Source organism: Clostridioides sp. ES-S-0054-01 (assembly GCA_021561035.1).
Classification (GTDB): Bacteria; Bacillota; Clostridia; order Peptostreptococcales; family Peptostreptococcaceae; genus Clostridioides.
In genome coordinates this window covers 2,826,089-2,846,037 of the sequence record CP067346.1, presented here as the reverse complement: position 1 = coordinate 2,846,037, position 19,949 = coordinate 2,826,089, and the positions used below count along the sequence as shown (strand labels likewise).

Sequence of the window (19,949 nt, the reverse complement as noted above, 5' to 3'; positions counted from 1 at the left end):
TCCCATGGATTTAAAAAACTTTATAAGGAATATTGATGATTTCCCAAAGCCAGGTATAGATTTTAAAGATGTTACAACTCTATTTAAAGATGGAGAGGCATTTAAATATGCAGTAGATTCTATAGTTGAAGAACTTAAAAATAAAGGTGTAGATTTAGTAGTAGGACCAGAAGCAAGAGGATTTTTGATGGGTACACCTGTAGCATATGCTTTAGGAGTAGGATTTGTTCCAATTAGAAAACCTGGAAAATTACCAGGAGAAGTTGAGAGTTATGAGTATGGCTTAGAGTATGGTACAGATACTTTAGAAATACATAAAGATGCAATTAAAAAAGGTCAAAAAGTGGCAATAGTAGACGATTTATTGGCTACTGGTGGAACTATGGAAGCTGCTGCTAAGCTTGTAGAAAAATTAGGTGGAGAAGTAGTTTCTATGCAATTTTTGATTGAGCTAGAATTCTTAAATGGGAGAGAAAAATTATCTAACTATGATGTTAATTCTCTTATAAAATACTAGTATTTTTACAATAGTTGGTATAGCACCAACTATTTTCATATATATTAAAATTTTATACAAAATAGGTGGTTATATGCATGATAAAGAATTACAAGAAATAATTGAAAAAATAAAAGTTTATGCACCTAATGCAAATTTTGAAATGGTTGAAAAAGCCTATAATCTTGCAAAAAAAGCGCATGAAGGACAATATAGAAAATCTGGAGAGCCATATTTAATTCATCCATTAGCAGTAGCGAATATTTTAATAGAGATGGAATTAGATATTGAAACTATAACAGCTGGTTTACTTCATGATGTTGTAGAAGATACGGAATATACCTATGAAGACATAACAAAAGAATTTGGCAAAGAAGTGGCGGATTTAGTTGATGGAGTGACAAAACTTGGTCAAATAAAATATCGTTCAAAAGAAGAAACTCAATCTGAAAACTTAAGAAAAATGTTTTTGGCAATGGCAAAAGATATAAGGGTTATACTTATAAAACTTGCCGATAGATTGCACAATATGAGAACATTAAAATACATGCCTCCAGAAAAAGCAAAATATAAGGCAAAAGAGACTCTTGAAATTTATGGAGGTATAGCACACAGATTAGGTATTTCCAAGATAAAGTGGGAACTAGAAGACAGAGCATTAAGATTTATGGACCCAGAAGGGTATTATGATTTAGTGAATAGAGTGTCAATGAAGAGAAGTCAAAGAGAGGATTATATACAAGGGATTGTTGAACTTCTTAAAGATAAGTTTAAAGATTTAAGTATACCATGTGATGTATATGGTAGACCAAAGCATTTTTACAGTATTTATAGAAAGATGCAAAAAAAACATAAGACTTTTGAAGAGATTTTTGATTTAACAGCTGTAAGGATATTAGTTGATAATGTAAAGGATTGTTATGCAGTGCTTGGTATAGTTCATACATTATGGAGACCTATTCCAGGTAGATTTAAAGATTATATAGCAATGCCAAAACCAAATATGTACCAATCACTGCATACTACTGTTGTAGGTCCTGATGGAGAACCTTTAGAGATACAAATAAGGACTCATGAGATGCATAATATAGCTGAAAATGGTATTGCAGCCCATTGGAAGTATAAAGAAGGTATCTCTAGTAAAGAATCTAAGGTCGAAGAAAAACTTCAGTGGTTGAGACAGATGATGGAGTGGGAAAAAGATTTAAAAGACCCACAAGAGTTTATGGATGCACTTAAAGAAGATGTATTTAATAGTCAGGTTTATGTATTTACTCCAAAAGGAGATGTAATTGAATTACCAGCAGAATCAACACCTATAGATTTTGCATATAGAGTTCATACAAATGTAGGTAATAAATGTGTAGGAGCTAAAATTGATGGAAGAATAGTTCCTATTGATTATAAGCTTCAAAATGGTAATATTGTCGAGGTGCTTACATCATCTAACTCTAATGGACCAAGTAGAGATTGGCTTAATATAGTGAAGACCCCAAACGCAAAAAGTAGAATTAGACAATTTTTCAAAAAGGAAAGAAGAGAAGAAAATGTCGACCGTGGAAATACAATATTAGAAAGAGAATTTAAGAAGCATGATATACCACAAAAAGACCCTCTTGTTGAAAAATATATGGCATTAGTTGCTAAGAAATTTAATCAACCAAGTGTTGAGGATTTAGTTGCTACTGTAGGTTATGGTGGTATAATGTCATCTCAAGTTGTATCTAAAGTAAAAGACTTATATTTAAAAGAGATTAAAAAAGCTAAAAAAGAACAACAGATACAAGAGGAAGATTTGAATAAACACAATATAAGTGAAACAGAATACAGTAAAAAAAGAAAGAAAAATGCATCACAAGGGATTATAGTAAAAGGGCTTGATAATATCTTAGTAAGATTTGCTAAATGTTGTAATCCTCTTCCAGGAGATGAAATTGTAGGATATATTACTAAGGGTAGGGGAGTAGCGATACACAGAGCTGATTGCCCAAATGCAAATAATAATGGAGATTTTTTCCAGAATAGATTGGTGGAAGTTTCATGGAGTTCAGCAGGAAAAGGTAAGTTTGAAGCAGAGATTCAAATAAAAGCTATTGACAGAAGAGGAATTGTTAATGAAATAACTCATATTGTTGCAATGGATAAACTTAGTTTAAATGGAATAAATGCAAGAAAAGGTAAGGATAGTATTGTAAGTATAAACTTACTTGTAGAAGTTAATGACACAGAGGAATTAAAAATTCTAATGAAAAAATTAAAAGCAATTCCTGGTGTAGAAAGTATTTATAGAATGACAAATTAGAGTTAAAATAATAGGGAGGAAGCTATGAGAGCAGTAGTGCAGAGAGTATCTTCATCTAAAGTTACAGTAGATGAAAACACTATAGGTCAAATAAATAAGGGGTTACTAGTATTGTTAGGAGTGACTCATGATGATAAATCAAGTGATGTAGATTATATGATTGACAAAATATTGAATCTGAGAATTTTTGAAGATGAAAATGACAAGATGAATTTATCTCTAATAGATATAGGTGGAGAGCTTTTAGTAGTATCTCAATTTACTTTATACGGAGATTGCAGAAAAGGAAGAAGACCTGGATTTAGTAATGCAGCTAGACCAGAACTTGCAAATAGTCTTTATGAAGAGTTTGTAAAAAAGGCAAAAGATAAAGGCGTAACAGTTGGGACAGGTCAATTTGCAGCTCATATGATGGTAGAATTAACTAACGATGGTCCAGTAACAATACTATTAGACTCAAGTAAATCTTTTTAAGGGGGAAAACTTTAATGATTATAAAAAAATTTGTAGATACTTATTTTGGAGTAAATACTTATGTATTAGGTGATGAAAAGACTAAAAAATGTGCAGTTATAGACCCAGGTGGAAGTTTAGTAGATACATTAAGCTTTGTAAAAGAAAATGAATTAAATATCGAATATATAATCCTTACTCATGGGCATGGAGACCATATAGGATATGTTAAAGATATTAAAGAAAAAACTGGTGCTAAGGTAGTTGCACATATTGATGAAAAAGAATTATTAAATGATAAAAATAAAAATTTAAGCTATACAATGAGATGTGGAGCACAGGAGTTTGATGCAGATATATATGTAAATGATAAAGACAAGCTTGAACTTGGTGAATTAAAAATGACTTTCTTGCACACTCCAGGACATACTCAAGGATGTATGTGCATAAGAGTTGAAGATGAAATGTTCACAGGAGATACTTTGTTTGCTGGAAGTATTGGTAGAACTGATTTGTATAGTGGAGACTTTCATCAAATGGAAAAATCACTTAAGAAATTATGTAAATATGAAGATGCTATTAGAGTATATCCAGGACATGGTCCAGCTAGTACTCTAGGGGTTGAAAAGAAGACAAATCCTTATATGTAATTTTATAGTAGTATTAAATAATGTATCAAACATTTAATAACTGTATTAGAGATGGGGTTCTTCTACTGTTAAATAGAAGGAGTTAAGTTGATGTTATATGTTTTTTTAAAAGGACACGATTATAAGTATGAAGTAGCAGAACTTATAAAATTGTTTACTAATGAATTTAGTTTACTGACTCTGATAAATGTAGTAATAATATGGAGTCAATGTATTTAATAAATAGATTGATTTATGAAAATGGTGTATTGTCTTCAAGTACTGAGTGTTGTGAAGATGGAAACTTAAAGTATGAATCAATACAAAATATAGAAAATATGAATCTTGAATTTTTAAATGGATTTGATAATAGCAAATCAATTGAAGGTTTTTTGAATAAGTTAGATAATGAAAGTAAGAGAAACTTTAAAAAGTTATGTAAAGAAAGTATCAAAAAAAGCATGTTTATAGTGCTTAAACAAATATTTAATTCTTATGTACCATGGGGAATTTTGACTGGCATTAGACCAGTCAAAATTGTCCACAATCTAATGGATAAAAAGCTAGATGATAATAGTATAAGAACCATTCTAAAAGATAATTATTTTATAATAGATGAGAAAATAGATTTAGCTCTGGAAATCGCCAAAAAAGAGCGAGTATTTATGTATCCTATAGATAAAAATAAAATTTCTCTTTATGTAAGTATTCCATTTTGTCCAACTAGATGTGTATATTGTTCATTTCCTTCAAATTCATTAAAGCAATTTGGGCATTTGAAAAGAGAGTATGTTTATAAATTGATTGAAGAAATTAAAGGTTTTGCCAAGATTATTAAGGAGACTAATAAGGAAATTGAAACTCTATATATTGGTGGTGGAACTCCAACTACACTTGATGAGGAAGAATTAGATTTGCTTATAGATTCATTATTTAATGAATTAGATTTAAGTAAAATTAGAGAATTTACTGTAGAAGCAGGTAGACCCGACACTATTACAGAGCAAAAACTAAGAGTGTTAAAAAAACACAATGTTAGTAGAATTAGTATAAATCCTCAAACTATGAATGATGAGACTTTAGTGAAAATTGGAAGAGAGCATAGAGTCTCTGATTTAGTAGATTGCTTTAATATGGCTCGTAGAATGGGATTTAATAATATAAACATGGATATAATTTTAGGGCTTATAGATGAGGACTTAAATATGGTAAAGAACACATTGGAGGAAATAAAAAAGCTTTCTCCTGAAAGTCTTACAGTTCATACATTAGCCATAAAGAGAGCTTCCAACTTAAATATAAATATGGATAAGTATAAAGAACATCTAACACAGTATGAAGAAATGGTGAAAATGATAGATTTATCAATGAAATATGCAAAAGATATGGGGCTAAATCCATATTATATGTACAGACAAAAACATATGTTAGGAAATTTAGAGAATATAGGTTATGCTAAAGAAGGATATGAGTGCATTTATAATATACAGATTATGGAAGAAAAACAAAGTAACTATGCATTAGGTGCAGGTGCTATATCGAAATTTGTTTATGTAGATGAAGATAGAATTGAAAGAGTAGAAAATGTAAAAAATGTTGAACAGTACATTGAAAGAGTAGATGAAATGATAAAAAGGAAGAAAGAAGAGGTATATAAAAATGTTGACTAAAGCTCCTAGAGGAACTAAAGACATAACTCCAAAAGAGGCTTATAAATGGCGTTATGTAGAAAATAAATTTAGAGAAATATGTGCTTTATATGGATATGAAGAAATGGTAACACCTATATTTGAACATACAGAACTTTTTAAGAGAAGTGTTGGAGATACTACAGACATAGTTCAAAAAGAAATGTATTCTTTTAAAGATAAAGGTGATAGAGAAATCACTCTAAAGCCAGAAGGTACAGCTGGTGCAGTTAGAGCATTTATTGAGAATAAACTATACGCAGATACTCAACCAACTAAACTATTTTATGTTACACCTTGTTTTAGATATGAGAGACCACAAGCTGGTAGACAAAGACAATTTCATCAATTTGGTATAGAGGCACTTGGAAGTGATACACCTTCAATGGATGCTGAAATAATAGCATTAGCCGTTCAATTTTTTAATGAAGTTGGTTTAACTGACTTAGTGGTAAGTATAAATTCAGTTGGTTGCCCAGTTTGTAGAAAAAAATATAATAATTTATTAAAAGAATATCTTGATTCAAAAGCAAGTGTGTTATGTGAAACTTGTAATGAGAGAAAAGAAAAAAATCCAATGAGAGTTATAGATTGTAAAAATCCTACATGTAAAGAAAATATTAGAGATATACCATTTATAGCAGACAACTTATGTGATGATTGTAAAACTCATTTTATGAAATTACAAGAATACCTAAAAGAGATGGATATAAACTTTGTAATTGACAAGACAATTGTTAGAGGCTTAGATTACTATAGAAAAACTGCTTTTGAAATTATATCTAATGATATAGGTGCACAAAGTACTGTATGTGGTGGAGGCAGATATGATGGTCTTGTTGAGCAACTAGGAGGTCCAAAAGGGATAAGCGGAATTGGATTTGCATTAGGTGTCGAAAGACTTTTACTTACGCTTGAAAGCAATGGAATTGAAATAGAAAATCCACAGTCTACAGATATATTTATAGTAACAATAGGTGAAGAAGCAAATACAAAAAGCTTTAAACTATTAAAAGAACTGAGAAAAAATCATATAAGTGCAGATAAAGACCATATAGAAAGAAGTGTCAAGGCACAATTTAAATATTCAGATAAAATAAATTCAAAATTTACAATAGTAATTGGCGATGATGAACTTAAAAACGACACTGCAACATTAAAAAACATGAAAACATCAGAGCAAACTACTGTAAAATTAAGTACATTAGTTGAAGAATTAAAGCAAAAGCTGTAAAATAAGAAAGTATGATGTTTTGTGTATTAGATAAATATATAGCATTAAAATTAAATAAAATGGAGGTAGTATCTTGGAAACTTTAAAGGGTTTAAAGAGAACTCACTACTGTGGAGAGTTGAGAGAAAAAAACATAAATGAAGAAGTTGTACTTATGGGATGGGTACAGAAAAAAAGAAATTTAGGTGGTCTTGTATTTGTTGACTTAAGAGATACAAGTGGCTTATGTCAAATAGTTTTTGATACAGATGTAGATAAAGAAGCTTTTGAAAAAGCTGAAAAATTAGGGTCTGAATTTGTAATAGCTGTAAAAGGAAAAGTATGTGAAAGACAATCTAAAAACCCTAATATGCCAACTGGAGATATAGAAATATTTGCAACTGAACTTAGACTTTTAAACAAGTCAGAAACTCCACCTATTTATATAAAAGATGATGATGATGTTTCTGAAGCACTAAGATTAAAATATAGATACTTAGATTTAAGAAAACCATCTATGCAAAGAAATTTAAAATTAAGACATAAAGTAATGAATATTACAAGAAATTACTTATCAAACAATAGATTCTGCGAAATAGAAACACCATTTTTAATAGCTCCAACACCAGAAGGAGCAAGAGATTATCTTGTACCAAGTAGGGTTAACCCAGGAAAATTTTATGCGTTACCACAATCACCACAATTATATAAACAATTATTGATGGTAAGTGGTATGGATAGATATTTCCAAATAGTTAAATGTTTTAGAGATGAAGATTTAAGAGCGGATAGACAACCAGAGTTTACACAAATAGACTGTGAAATGTCTTTTGTTGAGCAAGAAGATGTTATGAGCATGATTGAAGGTTTGCTTGAAGTGATATTTAAAGAAGTTTTAGATGTAGAGTTGACACTTCCGCTTCCTAAGATAACTTATGCAGAAGCTATGTCTAGATATGGTTCAGATAAACCAGATACTAGATTTGGATATGAATTAACAGACATATCTGATGTTGTTTGTAATTGTGGGTTTAAAGTGTTTGCTGATGCTACACAACCAGGAAAAAGTGTTAGGGGTATAAATGTAAAAGGAAAAGCTGATGATTTTACTAGAAAACAAATATCATCACTAGAAGAACATGCTAAGACATATAGAGCAAAAGGTCTTGCTTGGATGAAAGTAGGACAAGAGGGAGTAACTTCTCCAATAGCAAAATTCTTTAATGAAGAAGAAATTAATGCTATACTTACAAGAATGAATGCTGAAGTAGGAGATTTACTTTTATTTGTAGCTGATAAAAATTCAATAGTATTTGATGCTTTAGGGCAAGTTAGACTTGAAGTAGCAAATAGACTTAATCTACTAGATAAAAACGTCTATAATTTATTGTGGGTAACAGAATTCCCAGTTTTTGAGGAAGATGAAGAAACAGGTACATTCTCAGCAATGCACCATCCATTTACATCACCTATGGATGAAGATTTAGATAAGCTAGAAGAAGGTGACAAGGCATCTTTGAGAGCTAAAGCTTATGATATTGTATTGAATGGTTATGAAATAGGTGGAGGCAGTGTTAGAATATCAAATTCTGATGTTCAATCAAAAATGTTTAAAGCACTTGGTTTTACAGAAGAAAGAGCTAATGAAAAGTTTGGTTATTTACTAGAAGCATTCAAATATGGGACTCCTCCTCATGCTGGACTAGCTTTTGGTCTTGATAGACTTGTTATGTTACTTGCAGGAGCCGATAATATAAGGGAGGTTATTGCTTTCCCTAAAAATCAAAATGCTGTTTGCCCTATGACAAATGCTCCAACATTAGCAGAAGTTGAGCAATTAGAAGAATTAAGTATAAAGGTCGATATAAAAGACAACGAATAATATGTAATTATTAAGAAGTTAAAATATAAAAAGTCTGGGTATAAAGTGTATTTATATTCAGATTTTTTTGTTTATTAAGACTGTCTTTATCTTTGCTCTTCTAGCCATATTTTAATATATTATCCTTATATTCTTGTCTAATATAATGAAAATACTATATTTAAGAATTTTATTATATATTAGTTTTTAAACATTATAATCGTTATAAAACTAGTTTTTAAAACAATTATAATGTTTTAATTAAAAGGTGTATATGTAAAAAATTTGGAATAAATCTAATATATGTTTTAATAGGTTAAATTAAAATAATAATTTTAGACTATTTATCTATCTATAACTTAAATTATATCAAATTGATAACAAACTAGATATTATACTTTTTTGTAGAGTAGAATTATAATTATATAAAGAAAAAATTCTACTAACAGTGAAAAAAAAGTAGAAAAAAGTAGAAATTGTTCTTTTATAAAGAAAGGGAGGGATAATATTGCAAGAGAGAGAAGAATTAGTTTTAAATCCAGTTCCAAAAGAGGAAAGAGTTGGATGGTTAGCCCCATTATTTAATATGCTTGGTTCTAACATAGCTATATCTGAACTAATGGTTGGAGGTACTTTAATTTTAGGAATGACTCTTTCTAATATGATTATTACATCAATTATAGGGAACTTAATATTAGTTGCAATCATTATGATACAAGGCTATATAGGTTACAAAGAGGGACTAAATACATACGTATTAGCTAAGGGGGCATTTGGAGAGATAGGAGGAAAGTATCTTATATCTCTATTACTTGGTATAACTAGTTTTGGATGGTTTGGTGTACAGGCAGGGGTTGCAGGATTATCAGTACAAAAGATATTCCCAAGTGTAAATCTAACACTAGTTACGGTTATACTTGGATTATTAATGGTAGTTTTTGCATTGTATGGCTTTAAAGCTATGGCTAAGTTTAATTACTTAGTTATACCACCACTTATAATATTAATGGTATGGGGAGTTTTTAAAGCTTTTTCCACTTATGGGGTCGAAGCTATTTACAACTATACTCCTCAAACAACAATGAGTATGGTTGAAGGTCTTAATATTGTAGTAGGTCTTATTATAGTTGGTGCAATTATATCACCTGACCAGTTAAGATATACGAGACGAGTAAAAGATATTTGGATTATTGGTTTTTTAGGTCTAGGGATTATTTCATTATTCCAGCAAGTTGCAGCTGGTGTAATGTCTATGGGAGCACCTACTTGGGATATAACCGAAGTATTGGCTAATTTAGGTTTTGGATGGGTAGCATTTGTCATTTTAATACTTGCATCTTGGTCAACTAATGTATCAAATGCTTATTCAGGTGGATTAGCACTAAAAACTATTTTTCCGAATGTAAAAAGAAATATTTTGACTTTAGCTGCAGGTCTAATAGGTACAATAATAGCAGCTACTGGTATAATATTTAAATTTCAATCATTTTTATCTTTCTTGGGAATAGCAGTTCCAGCCATAGCAGGAATTATGTGGTGTGAGTATTATTTTATACAAGGAAGAACTTATAAGCATAGAGATGGAATAAATTGGATTGCAGTAATAAGTTGGCTAATAGGTTTTGCAGCATCATATTATAGTTCAAAAATAAATTTCTTAATACCACCAATAAATGGAATTGTAGTGAGTATGATTATTTATTATATATCAATGAAATGCTTTGGAATCAAAAATAAATAAAGGGGGCAATGATATGGGTCGTAAGGTGAAAATAGGTATAATTCAACAGCACAGTGTACTTGGAGATGTTAAAAAAAATATAGAAAAAGCAGTAGAGATGATAGATGATTTAGGAAAACAAGGGGCAGATATAATTTGTTTACCAGAATTATTTGCTACAGGATATAATTTAGAGTCTTTAGGTGGAGTTAAAACATTAGAATTAATAAGAGAGCATAACAAATACATAGAAGAATCAATGTCAGAAGCCGCTAAAAGAAATAATGTATACCTGATATCTCCGTATGGAACTTTAGAAAAAGGATCTACACATGTTTATAATTCAGCAGTTATATTTGATAGAAAAGGTAAGATTATGGGAGAATACTGTAAAAATCACCTATGGTCATTAGAAGCAGTATACTTTAAAGTAGGGGAAAAAGTAGAGGTATATGATGCTGATTTTGGTAGATTTGGTGTAATGATATGTTATGATGCAGGTTTTCCAGAAGTATCTAGAGAATTGACATTAAAAGGTTCTGAAATAATATTTATACCATCTGCATGGAGAATACAGGATGAAGATATGTGGGATTTAAATGTATCTCAAAGAGCCTTAGAGAATACTATATACACAGTAGGTGTAAACTTAGTAAGTAATGATTCTAATTTAATACTGTTTGGGAAGAGTAAAATATGCAATCCTAGAGGCACTGTAATAACTCAATTAGATACATATAGAGAAAAATATGTCTTATCAGAGATTGATTTAGATGAAATAAAAAAGTATAGGGAAGATATCCCATATTTGAAAGACAGAAAAATCAGCTATAACATATAATTCTATGCTATAATACAAGTTTAATATAAAATAACAAGAAGAGGATGTATCAACGTCAAGGCTAAATTTATTGTAGTTGATATATCCTCTTTAATATTATCAACTTTGATTTAAATATTTTTAAAATAGTTGATAAGAAAGTTTTTAAACAACAACACGGCTTTAGATTCATAGTTTTCACTGAACCATGAAAGATTTAAATATCTTTTAAATTCAATGTCTTTGATATGTAACAATTTAATTTCAGGGTCTTGAGATAATCCCCATGATTTTCCACATATAAACCCAACTCCTTGAAGTGATTTTATAAGAGCATAAATTGTATATGGTGAATCAGATTCAAATGCTATTTTGGGTTTGAAATTAGCTGATTCACATAGAATATCTATTACCTCTCTATAATTCTCACCCTTCGTTATAACTATAAAGTTTTCATCTGAAACTTCACTTAGATATACTTCATCCTTTAAGGATAAAGGGTGGTTTATTGAAACTCCTAATAATATTTCCTCGCATGTTAAAGTTATACTATTTTCTGAGTTTAGTTTTGTAAATGAAGAAGATATGTACAAATCAAAATCACTTTTTTTATAAGATGATGGCAAAGTATGTGACACATTAAAAGTAATATTAGGATATAGTTTTCTAAAATTACTCAAAAGTGGTGGTAGCACATTAGCCGCTGCAGGAGATAATATCTTTACTTCTCCTGTATTTTCTAAAGAAGTATCTTGTAATTCCTTTTTTGAACTTTCTACTAAATCTAAAATGATATCTACTCTTTTTAGAAACAATCTTCCATACTCATTTAAAACAATGTATCTCCCTTTTCTATCAAACAACTGAACTCCAAGTTCTTTTTCTAAGGACGAGATAGTTTTACTTAAAGCTGGTTGTGCTATATTTAATTTTTGTGATGCTTTTGTTATGTGCTCCATTCTAGCAACAGTTTGAAAATACTTAAGATGCAATAAGTCCATAATATAAAATACACCTCTTTTAATATAACCTTAGTTATATAGACTTGATAATTAATTATATATTATACATTATAATACAAAACTTGTATAATAAACTATAATATATCAAAAAGTTATTTAAATAGTTATTAATACACTTTGCATAATCTAACTAATATAAGGAGATATTTAATATGAAGTTGACTAAGGAAATATTGGAGTATGCTCTAATAGGAGGTACAATTTTAGGTGGAGGAGGTGGAGGTGCAAAGGAAAGTGGAAGAGAGCTTGGAGAATGTGCTTTGGAATATGGATTTCCAGAGCTAATAAGTATAGATAAATTACATGATGATGCAATTATTTTAAATGTATCAGCAGTAGGAGCTCCAGCTGCACCACTTAAGTATGCCGATAGCAATGATTATATAAATACAGTAAAAATTTTTGTTGATAAATTAGGATTAAATGTACAAGGTATTATTACAAATGAAAATGGAGGATGCGCAACGATTAATGGATGGCTTCAGTCTTCTGTACTTAAAATACCACTGATAGATGCTCCTTGTAATGGAAGAGCTCATCCAACAGGGCTTATGGGAAGTCTTGGGTTGCATAGAGATAGAACATATAAGTCTTATCAAGCTGTGTCTGGAGGAAATCCAGAACTTGATAATCATGTAGAGGGGCTTGTAGAGGGGTCTTTAGATAAGACTTCGGGAATTGTTAGACAATGTGCTGTAGCTGCAGAAGGATTAGTAGCAGTGGCTAGAAATCCTGTAAAAGCTTCTATTGTAAAAGAAAATGCTGCGATAGGAGGAATAAGTCATGCTATAGATTTGGGAAGAGTATTTTACTTAGGTTTAGCAATATCAAAAGATGAGGCAATAAATAAAGTTGTGGAATTTTTGGATGGAGAGATAGTATCAGAAGGGGTAATAGAAGTTTTAGAGTTAGAAACTACAGGTGGGTTTGATGTAGGTAAATTGATTGTAAACGGTTGCGAGGTAACTTTTTGGAATGAATATATGACAATAGAAAAAGATAATAGTAGAATTGCAACGTTTCCAGATTTAATTATGACTTTTGATAAAAATACGAGCATGCCTGTTACATCAGCAGAAATTAGAGAAGGACAAGAGATAATTTTAATAAAAACTTCTAAAGAAAATTTAAAACTTTCAACAACGATGAAACAGGAAGAACTGCTAAAAGATATAGAGGATATATTAGATAAAGAGATAATTGCATTTAATTAATGTATATAGTAGTTTAATTGCTTGAAGCATTAGAATTAATTAAATTTAAAAAAGTAGAGAGCCTATAAACACGTACTTAGTAAAAAATTTATAAAATATAAATAAAAAAATAATAAAATGTTTGTACCAATATAAATATTACAGGAAAATTACAAACAAAAGAAACTAAAGTTGGATGGTGAGCAAATATGATGTTAAAACAAATTTTAGAAGTTTATGATATTGTTGATAGTGCAAAAGTTGATGGGGAATGTGTAAAAAAATATTTAGAAAGTTATGGCGGAAAAGATATATTAGTAAAAACTTTGAGTACAGAAAAAGGCTCTACTGATTTAGTAAAGTTTACAATACCTGGTAAAAATGGAAAATCCTCAGGAGGAACGGCTAAGACACTAGGTGTGTTAGGAAGATTAGGAGGGATTGGAGCCAGACCTGAAATGATAGGTATGGTTTCAGATGCTGACGGTGCTTTAGTAGCAATAGCAGTTGGAGCAAAATTATTAGATATGCAAAATAAGATGGATTTTCTTGAGGGAGATGTAATAGTTTCAACTCATATATGTCCAGATGCACCTACTAAAGAACATAAGCCAGTTCCGTTTATGGATTCTCCAATTGATATGAAGACCATGAATGAAAACGAAGTTGATTTAAACTGTGATGCTATATTATCAATAGATACAACTAAAGGAAATAGAGTGATAAATACAAGAGGATTTGCTATATCACCTACAATAAAAGAAGGATATATACTAAAAACAAGCAATGATTTATTAAATATAATGCAGACCACTACAGGAAAACTTCCTTATGTGTTTCCTGTGTCAATACAAGATATAACTCCATATGGAAATGATTTATGTCATATAAATAGTATTCTTCAGCCATCTGTGGCTACAAAAGCACCTGTAGTAGGTGTAGCTATAACAACTGAAACGACAGTTGCAGGTTGTGCAACTGGAGCAAGTAACTATTCTGATTTAGAAAGTGCAGGTAGATTTGTTGTTGAAGTAGCAAAATACTATGGTAATGGAAAGTGTGAGTTTTATGATGAGTCTGAATGGAGTATTTTGATGAAGAGATATGGAAGCTTAAACAAGTTCCAAACCTTTGGTAAAGAATAAGGTTGTACTTTATTAATGTTTTAGAATAGTCAATATGACTTAGATTTTTAAATAAATTTGTAGAACAATAAAGAGAACTTTTAATATACAGAGAAATCTCTTTATTGTTCTATAATATTGTATTTAATAATTATTTCTATTTTGATAACTTAATTCTAGGATTTATTACTATGCATATTACCAACATACAAACACTTAAAATCCAATGCCTAATTCCAAATTTAGATATTAATAAATTCAATCCTGCTATAGTAAATAAGCAATATTTCATTATAATTAAAAGTGCATTTATAGAAATTCCTTTCATAGAAAGTATTCTAAATCCAATGAGAGACATTCTAAGTCCTATAAATGCCAACAATATACCTGTAATATCTTGAATTAAGTAATAGTATTCAAATTTCATATTCAATCAACTCTTCTCTTAACAGTGTCAAATATCTCTAACTCTTCAATTTCATCATCTGTATATGTAAGCATAGTAAATCCAGTTACACCATAAATAAATGAAATTATAGGAGTAATCCAACTTAAGAAACAATATGGAATAAATTCTAGTGGGCTTACACCAAGAGTCTGAGCACAGAAAACAGCATTTGAATTCCATGGTATTAATGGACCACCAAGTGTAGCTGTATCTTCTATAATTCTAGATAGATTTTGTGGTTTTAATTTAAATTCTTTATATATTGGAGACATTAAAGTTCCGACAAATACAGAAGTGAACATCATTGATGAACTAAATGCATTTGCAAAGTAACTTACTATAAAAGTAGACCCAACCAATTTAGTTCTTGATTTTCCTATTTTAGTTATAAGAGGTTGAAGTAGTACTTCTAAGAAGCCGGTTTTTTGGAGAATACCAGCAATAACGAAAACTACAAATACTAGTAAAACGGTTTCAGCCATACTCATTATTCCACCACGATTTAATAGTTTGTCAGCATACACAAATCCAGTATCTATAGTAAATCCTGATAACATGTAATTCAAAACATCACCTATTTTTTCTCCTTCTTGAAATACAGCTATAATAAGTCCCATGATAGCTGAGCTTAGTATAGATATAATAGGTGGTTTTTGTAATAATAAAAGCAATAATAAAAATAATATTGGAATCATTGCTACTAAACCAATATGAAAGTTTGAATTTAATACATCTTTGATTTGATTTATTTGAACATAGTCGATAGTATTATTTGAATACTTGAATCCGATTACTGTATACAGAACTATACATATTGCATATGCAGGTCCTGTTGTGTAAACCATGTGCTTCATATGTGTAATTACGTCTGTCTTACAAACTGCTGCAGCTAAGTTTGTAGAATCTGATAGAGGTGACATCTTATCTCCAAAGAAAGCACCAGAAATGACTGCACCAGCTGTTAAACCAAGAGGAATACCCATGCTAGTACCAATACTCATCATTGCTATACCAGAAGTTCCAAGAGTACCCCAAGATGTACCAGTAGCAACAGAAGTCAGTGAACAGACTATTAATGTTGTAAGTAGAAAATATTTAGGTGTTATTATTGTTAGACCACTATATACTACTGTTGGTATTGTACCAGCAGCTATCCAAGCTGCTATTAGTACACCAACAGAAAGTATAATTAAATTTGATTGAAAGGCATCTTTACCAACTTCAAATCCAAAAGCTTCTATTTCATCATTAGTATAACCAAGCTTCATAGCTGCAGGAACTACTATAAGCCATGAAAGTAAAAACATTGTAGTTATAGAAGCATTAAATACAACTATACCAACTGATGTTAAAGCTATTATTGCAAGCATTACTAACAAGGAATATCTAAATGAAGGTATTTTTCTTTCTGTATCCATTTTCATAGTACAAATTCTCCTTAAATATTTTTAGTTAATTGCATTTTTTATTCTTATAAGAGCTTCTTCAAGCATACTTCTTGGACAAGCTAAGTTTATTCTTTGATACCCACTCCCTCCAATGCCAAAACTGTTTCCTTGATTTAAAGCAACCTTCCCCTTTTTTACAAGTATACTTTCTAGTTCTTCATCACTTAATCCAAGTGCACTAAAGTCTACCCATAATAAATAAGTACCTTCTGGTTTTCTAACTTTAAGTTTTGGCATATTTTCATTTATATATTTTATAGCAAAATCTATGTTAGATTCTAAATATTCCAAAAATGATTCTAACCAAGGCTCACCATTATTATATGAAGCTTCTGTTGCAACTAAGCTAAAGCAATTATTTCTCTTTATATCAATTCTAGTAAAGGCATCATCTAACAATTTATAGTCTTTTTCATCTGGTAGTACTACATATGATGATTGCAGGCCAGCTATATTAAAAGTTTTAGTTGGAGCCATACAAGTAATTGTATTTTTTTCAAATTCTTTAGAAATAGATGCCATAGGAATGTGTTTATGTTTTTTTAATATAATGTCACTGTGTATTTCATCAGATATTATTTTTACATTATGCTTAAGGCAAATATCTCCTAGTTTTTTTAATTCATCTTTTGTCCATACTCTACCAACTGGATTGTGGGGATTACAAAGTATGAATAATTTTACATCTTTAATTTTGTTTTCAATGTCTTCATAATTCATTACATAGTTTCCATCTTCTAGTTTTTGTAATGGGCTTATAACCAATTCTCTACTATTATTTTTTACAACACTATTAAAAGGGCTGTAAACTGGTTCTTGTATCATTATTTTATCGTTTTCTTTTGTAAGTTCGTTTATTAAAAGACTTATGGCTGGTATTACACCTGGACTATAAATTAACCACTCACTTTTTATTTTCCAATTATGTCTTCTATCTAGCCAATTCACTATAGATTCATTGTAAGAATCTGGTCTTGTTGTATAGCCATAAATCTCTTGTTCCAGTCTATTTCTTAAGGAATCAATTATACAAGGTGCAGCTTTAAAATCCATGTCAGCTACCCACATAGGAAGCAAATCATTAGTTCCATACTTTTTTTCCATCTCTGACCATTTAGATGAAAAATTATTGCTTCTATCAACAATTTCGTTAAAATTATAATTCATTATAAAAACCTCCAGTAATTTTAAATTTTATGTTAATAATATTAAGCAAACAACATGCCAAGATTGATAATAAAAAATATTTATCCATAAGTTAATATGTAATACTAAGTAATTCCAGAGTATAGATAAGATAAAAATATTAACTATATTTAGAAGTTTGTGGAAAAGGTTATTTCTAATAAATTTTCAGATATATGAAAATGTAATTAAATAGGTTTAAATGGTTCAACTGTTTAACTTATTAGACCTATTTATATTTTTTAGAAATTCAACTCCTTTTGGTGTTATAATTGAGCCACCACGACCAACAAGTATGTCAACAAGTCCAAAGTCTTGTAATTCTAGAAGTATATTTCTAATCTGTTGTTCCGTCAAAAATCTATTTTCCTCTAAAGCTATTTTATATAAGCTTTTTCTGCCAATTCTTTCTTTTAAATCATAAGCTTTTTTTAAATTATCCAGTATAAATATGTATTCATCTAGAGACCTTTTAAAATTATAGTCGTATTTTATAAAGTTTTTTTCTTTGTTAATGTTGAATTGGTACTTTCCTATATTATCAGTCACTTTATTACAGATAGTTCTGCTATAATTTGAATCTATGGTATCCAATATGTACTCAGGCAAATCACATATTTCTATAATATCTTTTCCCAAGTAACAGAAGTATTCTCCTAAGTTTCTTAATTCTCTTACATTTCCTTCCCATTTATACATTTTAAAGATTTCTTTTACTTCTTCACTTAGACTAAAATTACATGGAATATCATATTTTAATGAGCCAAAAATTTCAAATATATCAACAGGTCTTTCTCTAAGAGGATGTATTTTAAGAGGAAGAACATTCAACCTAAAATATAAATCTCTTCTAAACATATTTCTAGATACAAGTTCCTTTAAATTTCTATTAGTAGCTGCAATTATTCTTACATCAATATCAATGACATTATTAGAACCAATACGTCTTACTTGTTTTTCTTGTATGACTCTCAGTAATTTAGATTGAGAGTTTAAATCCATTTCTCCAATTTCATCTAAAAATATAGTTCCATTGTTAGCTAATTCAAATAAACCAATTTTTCCACCTTTTTTAGCACCAGTAAAAGCACCTTCATCGTAGCCAAATAATTCACTTTGCAGTAGATTTTCTTGAAAAGTACTACAATTTACTGCTACAAAAGGTCCATCTTTTCTCCTAGAAGCACTATGAATGGATTGAGCAAATAATTCTTTACCAGTACCACTTTCACCAATTATCAAAATAGATGAGTTTGATTGAGCCATTTTATTAGCAATTTTTTTTGTATTAATAGTTTGTATACTAGAACCTAATATGTCATCAAATGTATATTTACTGATATTACCGGAGTTTACTAATTGTGCTCTTAACTTAGCTTGCTTTTTTTCTAATTGAGAGAACTTTGTCATCTTTAGTATAAATCCATCAAATACATTTAATTGTATGTGTTTAATTTCTAAATTTATATCAATATGATTTATTTTAATCAATTTCTCAAAAAATGGAGTTTTATTGGTCAATATGTTTTGGAAATTGATGTCCTTTATACAATCACCAATGAATGAGTCAATCATTTCATTTGCATTTATAGATAAAATTTTTCTAGCCATATGGTTATAGAATTGAATTATCCCATAATTATTTGTGCATATAATTCCATCATCAATTATAGATAATAATAAATCAAACTGTCTTTCAAATTTATTTGCATCTAATAATAATTCACCTGTACTATAACTTGTAGGAATTATTTTCTCAACGTATTTTTTTATTAAGTCATCCTTTATTAGATGTTTTAGTTTAGTTTTTGTAGCAATTTCAACAATACAACTTAAATCTATTATTCTGTATTTTAAGTCTATAACTTCACAATTTTTAAATTTAGGTAATATTTTCTCACCAGGAGTCAGGATTACAGCATCTGTGGGAGTAAATTCAATCTCTGGATAGCAAGGCAAGATATTGATATTATCTATTCCTAGTCTATGTATTAAAGAAATTGTTTCTATTGCCATATCCTTACTTAAGTTATATACATAAATAATTTTATCTTTTTCTAATTTAGATATCATATCAATACTGTTCTTTTCAAATGTTAACTTAGGAACAATAATTTGAGCATCATAGTGAGATAATTTTACTATTTCATCATACTTTAAATAAGCAGATAGGAGTATAAGTTTTTCTTTAAAAAACTTTAAATTTCCCTCTTCAAATGAGTATAAGTTTATTTTTAGATTATCACCTAAGAATTGTCTTATTTGGTTTTCATAAATTTCTCCAGCATCTTTTTTTAAACTTACAATAGCTAATTCCATTTGTTTCATTTTAACCTCTCATATAAAT

The 19,949-nt window shown here is 29.6% G+C and carries 15 protein-coding genes and 1 pseudogene; 11 read left to right on the top strand and 5 right to left on the bottom strand.

Going from position 1 to position 19,949, the window contains the following annotated elements; all coding sequences use genetic code 11:
* Window positions 1-4 precede the first annotated feature (4 nt).
* The 9 genes and pseudogenes from JJC02_13305 (at window position 5) to JJC02_13265 (ending at window position 11,203) form a co-directional block, all read left to right on the top strand.
* On the top strand, window positions 5-517 hold the full coding sequence (locus JJC02_13305; GenBank protein ID UDN53866.1) for an adenine phosphoribosyltransferase: 513 nt from the start codon (window positions 5-7) through the stop codon (window positions 515-517).
* Window positions 518-590: 73 nt separating this feature from the next.
* Window positions 591-2,798, top strand: coding sequence for a bifunctional (p)ppGpp synthetase/guanosine-3',5'-bis(diphosphate) 3'-pyrophosphohydrolase (locus tag JJC02_13300; protein UDN53865.1), 2,208 nt, complete (start codon window positions 591-593; stop codon window positions 2,796-2,798).
* A 24-nt stretch (window positions 2,799-2,822) separates the two neighbouring features.
* On the top strand, window positions 2,823-3,272 hold the full coding sequence (locus tag JJC02_13295) for a D-tyrosyl-tRNA(Tyr) deacylase (GenBank protein ID UDN53864.1): 450 nt from the start codon (window positions 2,823-2,825) through the stop codon (window positions 3,270-3,272).
* A 14-nt stretch (window positions 3,273-3,286) separates the two neighbouring features.
* Window positions 3,287-3,901, top strand: coding sequence for an MBL fold metallo-hydrolase (locus JJC02_13290; GenBank protein ID UDN53863.1), 615 nt, complete (start codon window positions 3,287-3,289; stop codon window positions 3,899-3,901).
* 90 nt (window positions 3,902-3,991) lie between these two features.
* A pseudogene (locus tag JJC02_13285) lies at window positions 3,992-5,550 on the top strand (coproporphyrinogen III oxidase).
* Window positions 5,540-6,802 (top strand): histidine--tRNA ligase, encoded by a 1,263-nt coding sequence (locus JJC02_13280; protein ID UDN53862.1) that lies wholly within the window; start codon window positions 5,540-5,542, stop codon window positions 6,800-6,802. The pseudogene JJC02_13285 and the gene JJC02_13280 overlap by 11 nt, the downstream one beginning before the upstream one ends.
* Before the next feature lie 73 nt (window positions 6,803-6,875).
* Window positions 6,876-8,663 (top strand): aspartate--tRNA ligase, encoded by a 1,788-nt coding sequence (gene aspS, locus JJC02_13275; GenBank protein ID UDN53861.1) that lies wholly within the window; start codon window positions 6,876-6,878, stop codon window positions 8,661-8,663.
* Window positions 8,664-9,150: 487 nt separating this feature from the next.
* Window positions 9,151-10,383, top strand: a complete 1,233-nt coding sequence (locus JJC02_13270) for a cytosine permease (protein ID UDN53860.1) — start codon at window positions 9,151-9,153, stop codon at window positions 10,381-10,383.
* A gap of 13 nt (window positions 10,384-10,396) precedes the next feature.
* Window positions 10,397-11,203 (top strand): carbon-nitrogen hydrolase, encoded by an 807-nt coding sequence (locus JJC02_13265; protein UDN53859.1) that lies wholly within the window; start codon window positions 10,397-10,399, stop codon window positions 11,201-11,203.
* Between the two features lie 110 nt (window positions 11,204-11,313).
* Here the strand turns inward: JJC02_13265 and JJC02_13260 are convergent, their stop codons facing one another.
* The gene (locus JJC02_13260) at window positions 11,314-12,183 is read right to left on the bottom strand and encodes a LysR family transcriptional regulator (protein ID UDN53858.1); all 870 of its coding nucleotides are present in this window, start codon (window positions 12,181-12,183) and stop codon (window positions 11,314-11,316) included.
* A 173-nt stretch (window positions 12,184-12,356) separates the two neighbouring features.
* On the opposite strand from JJC02_13260, the gene JJC02_13255 reads away from it, so the two are divergent.
* Window positions 12,357-13,418: a DUF917 family protein gene (locus JJC02_13255; GenBank protein ID UDN53857.1), complete on the top strand. Its 1,062-nt coding sequence runs from the start codon at window positions 12,357-12,359 to the stop codon at window positions 13,416-13,418.
* 188 nt (window positions 13,419-13,606) lie between these two features.
* A complete protein-coding gene (locus tag JJC02_13250) occupies window positions 13,607-14,542 on the top strand; it encodes a DUF1177 domain-containing protein (GenBank protein ID UDN53856.1) in 936 nt (311 codons plus the stop codon).
* 136 nt (window positions 14,543-14,678) lie between these two features.
* On the opposite strand, the gene JJC02_13245 is transcribed toward JJC02_13250, so the two are convergent.
* The 4 genes from JJC02_13245 to JJC02_13230 all read right to left on the bottom strand — a co-directional run bounded on the left by JJC02_13245 (window position 14,679) and on the right by JJC02_13230 (window position 19,930).
* The gene (locus JJC02_13245; protein ID UDN53855.1) at window positions 14,679-14,948 is read right to left on the bottom strand and encodes a hypothetical protein; all 270 of its coding nucleotides are present in this window, start codon (window positions 14,946-14,948) and stop codon (window positions 14,679-14,681) included.
* A 2-nt stretch (window positions 14,949-14,950) separates the two neighbouring features.
* Window positions 14,951-16,393, bottom strand: coding sequence for a Na+/H+ antiporter NhaC (gene nhaC / locus JJC02_13240; GenBank protein UDN53854.1), 1,443 nt, complete (start codon window positions 16,391-16,393; stop codon window positions 14,951-14,953).
* Window positions 16,394-16,417: 24 nt separating this feature from the next.
* Window positions 16,418-17,584: a pyridoxal phosphate-dependent aminotransferase gene (locus tag JJC02_13235; protein ID UDN53853.1), complete on the bottom strand. Its 1,167-nt coding sequence runs from the start codon at window positions 17,582-17,584 to the stop codon at window positions 16,418-16,420.
* Window positions 17,585-17,809: 225 nt separating this feature from the next.
* Window positions 17,810-19,930 (bottom strand): sigma 54-interacting transcriptional regulator, encoded by a 2,121-nt coding sequence (locus JJC02_13230; protein UDN53852.1) that lies wholly within the window; start codon window positions 19,928-19,930, stop codon window positions 17,810-17,812.
* Window positions 19,931-19,949: the final 19 nt, after the last annotated feature.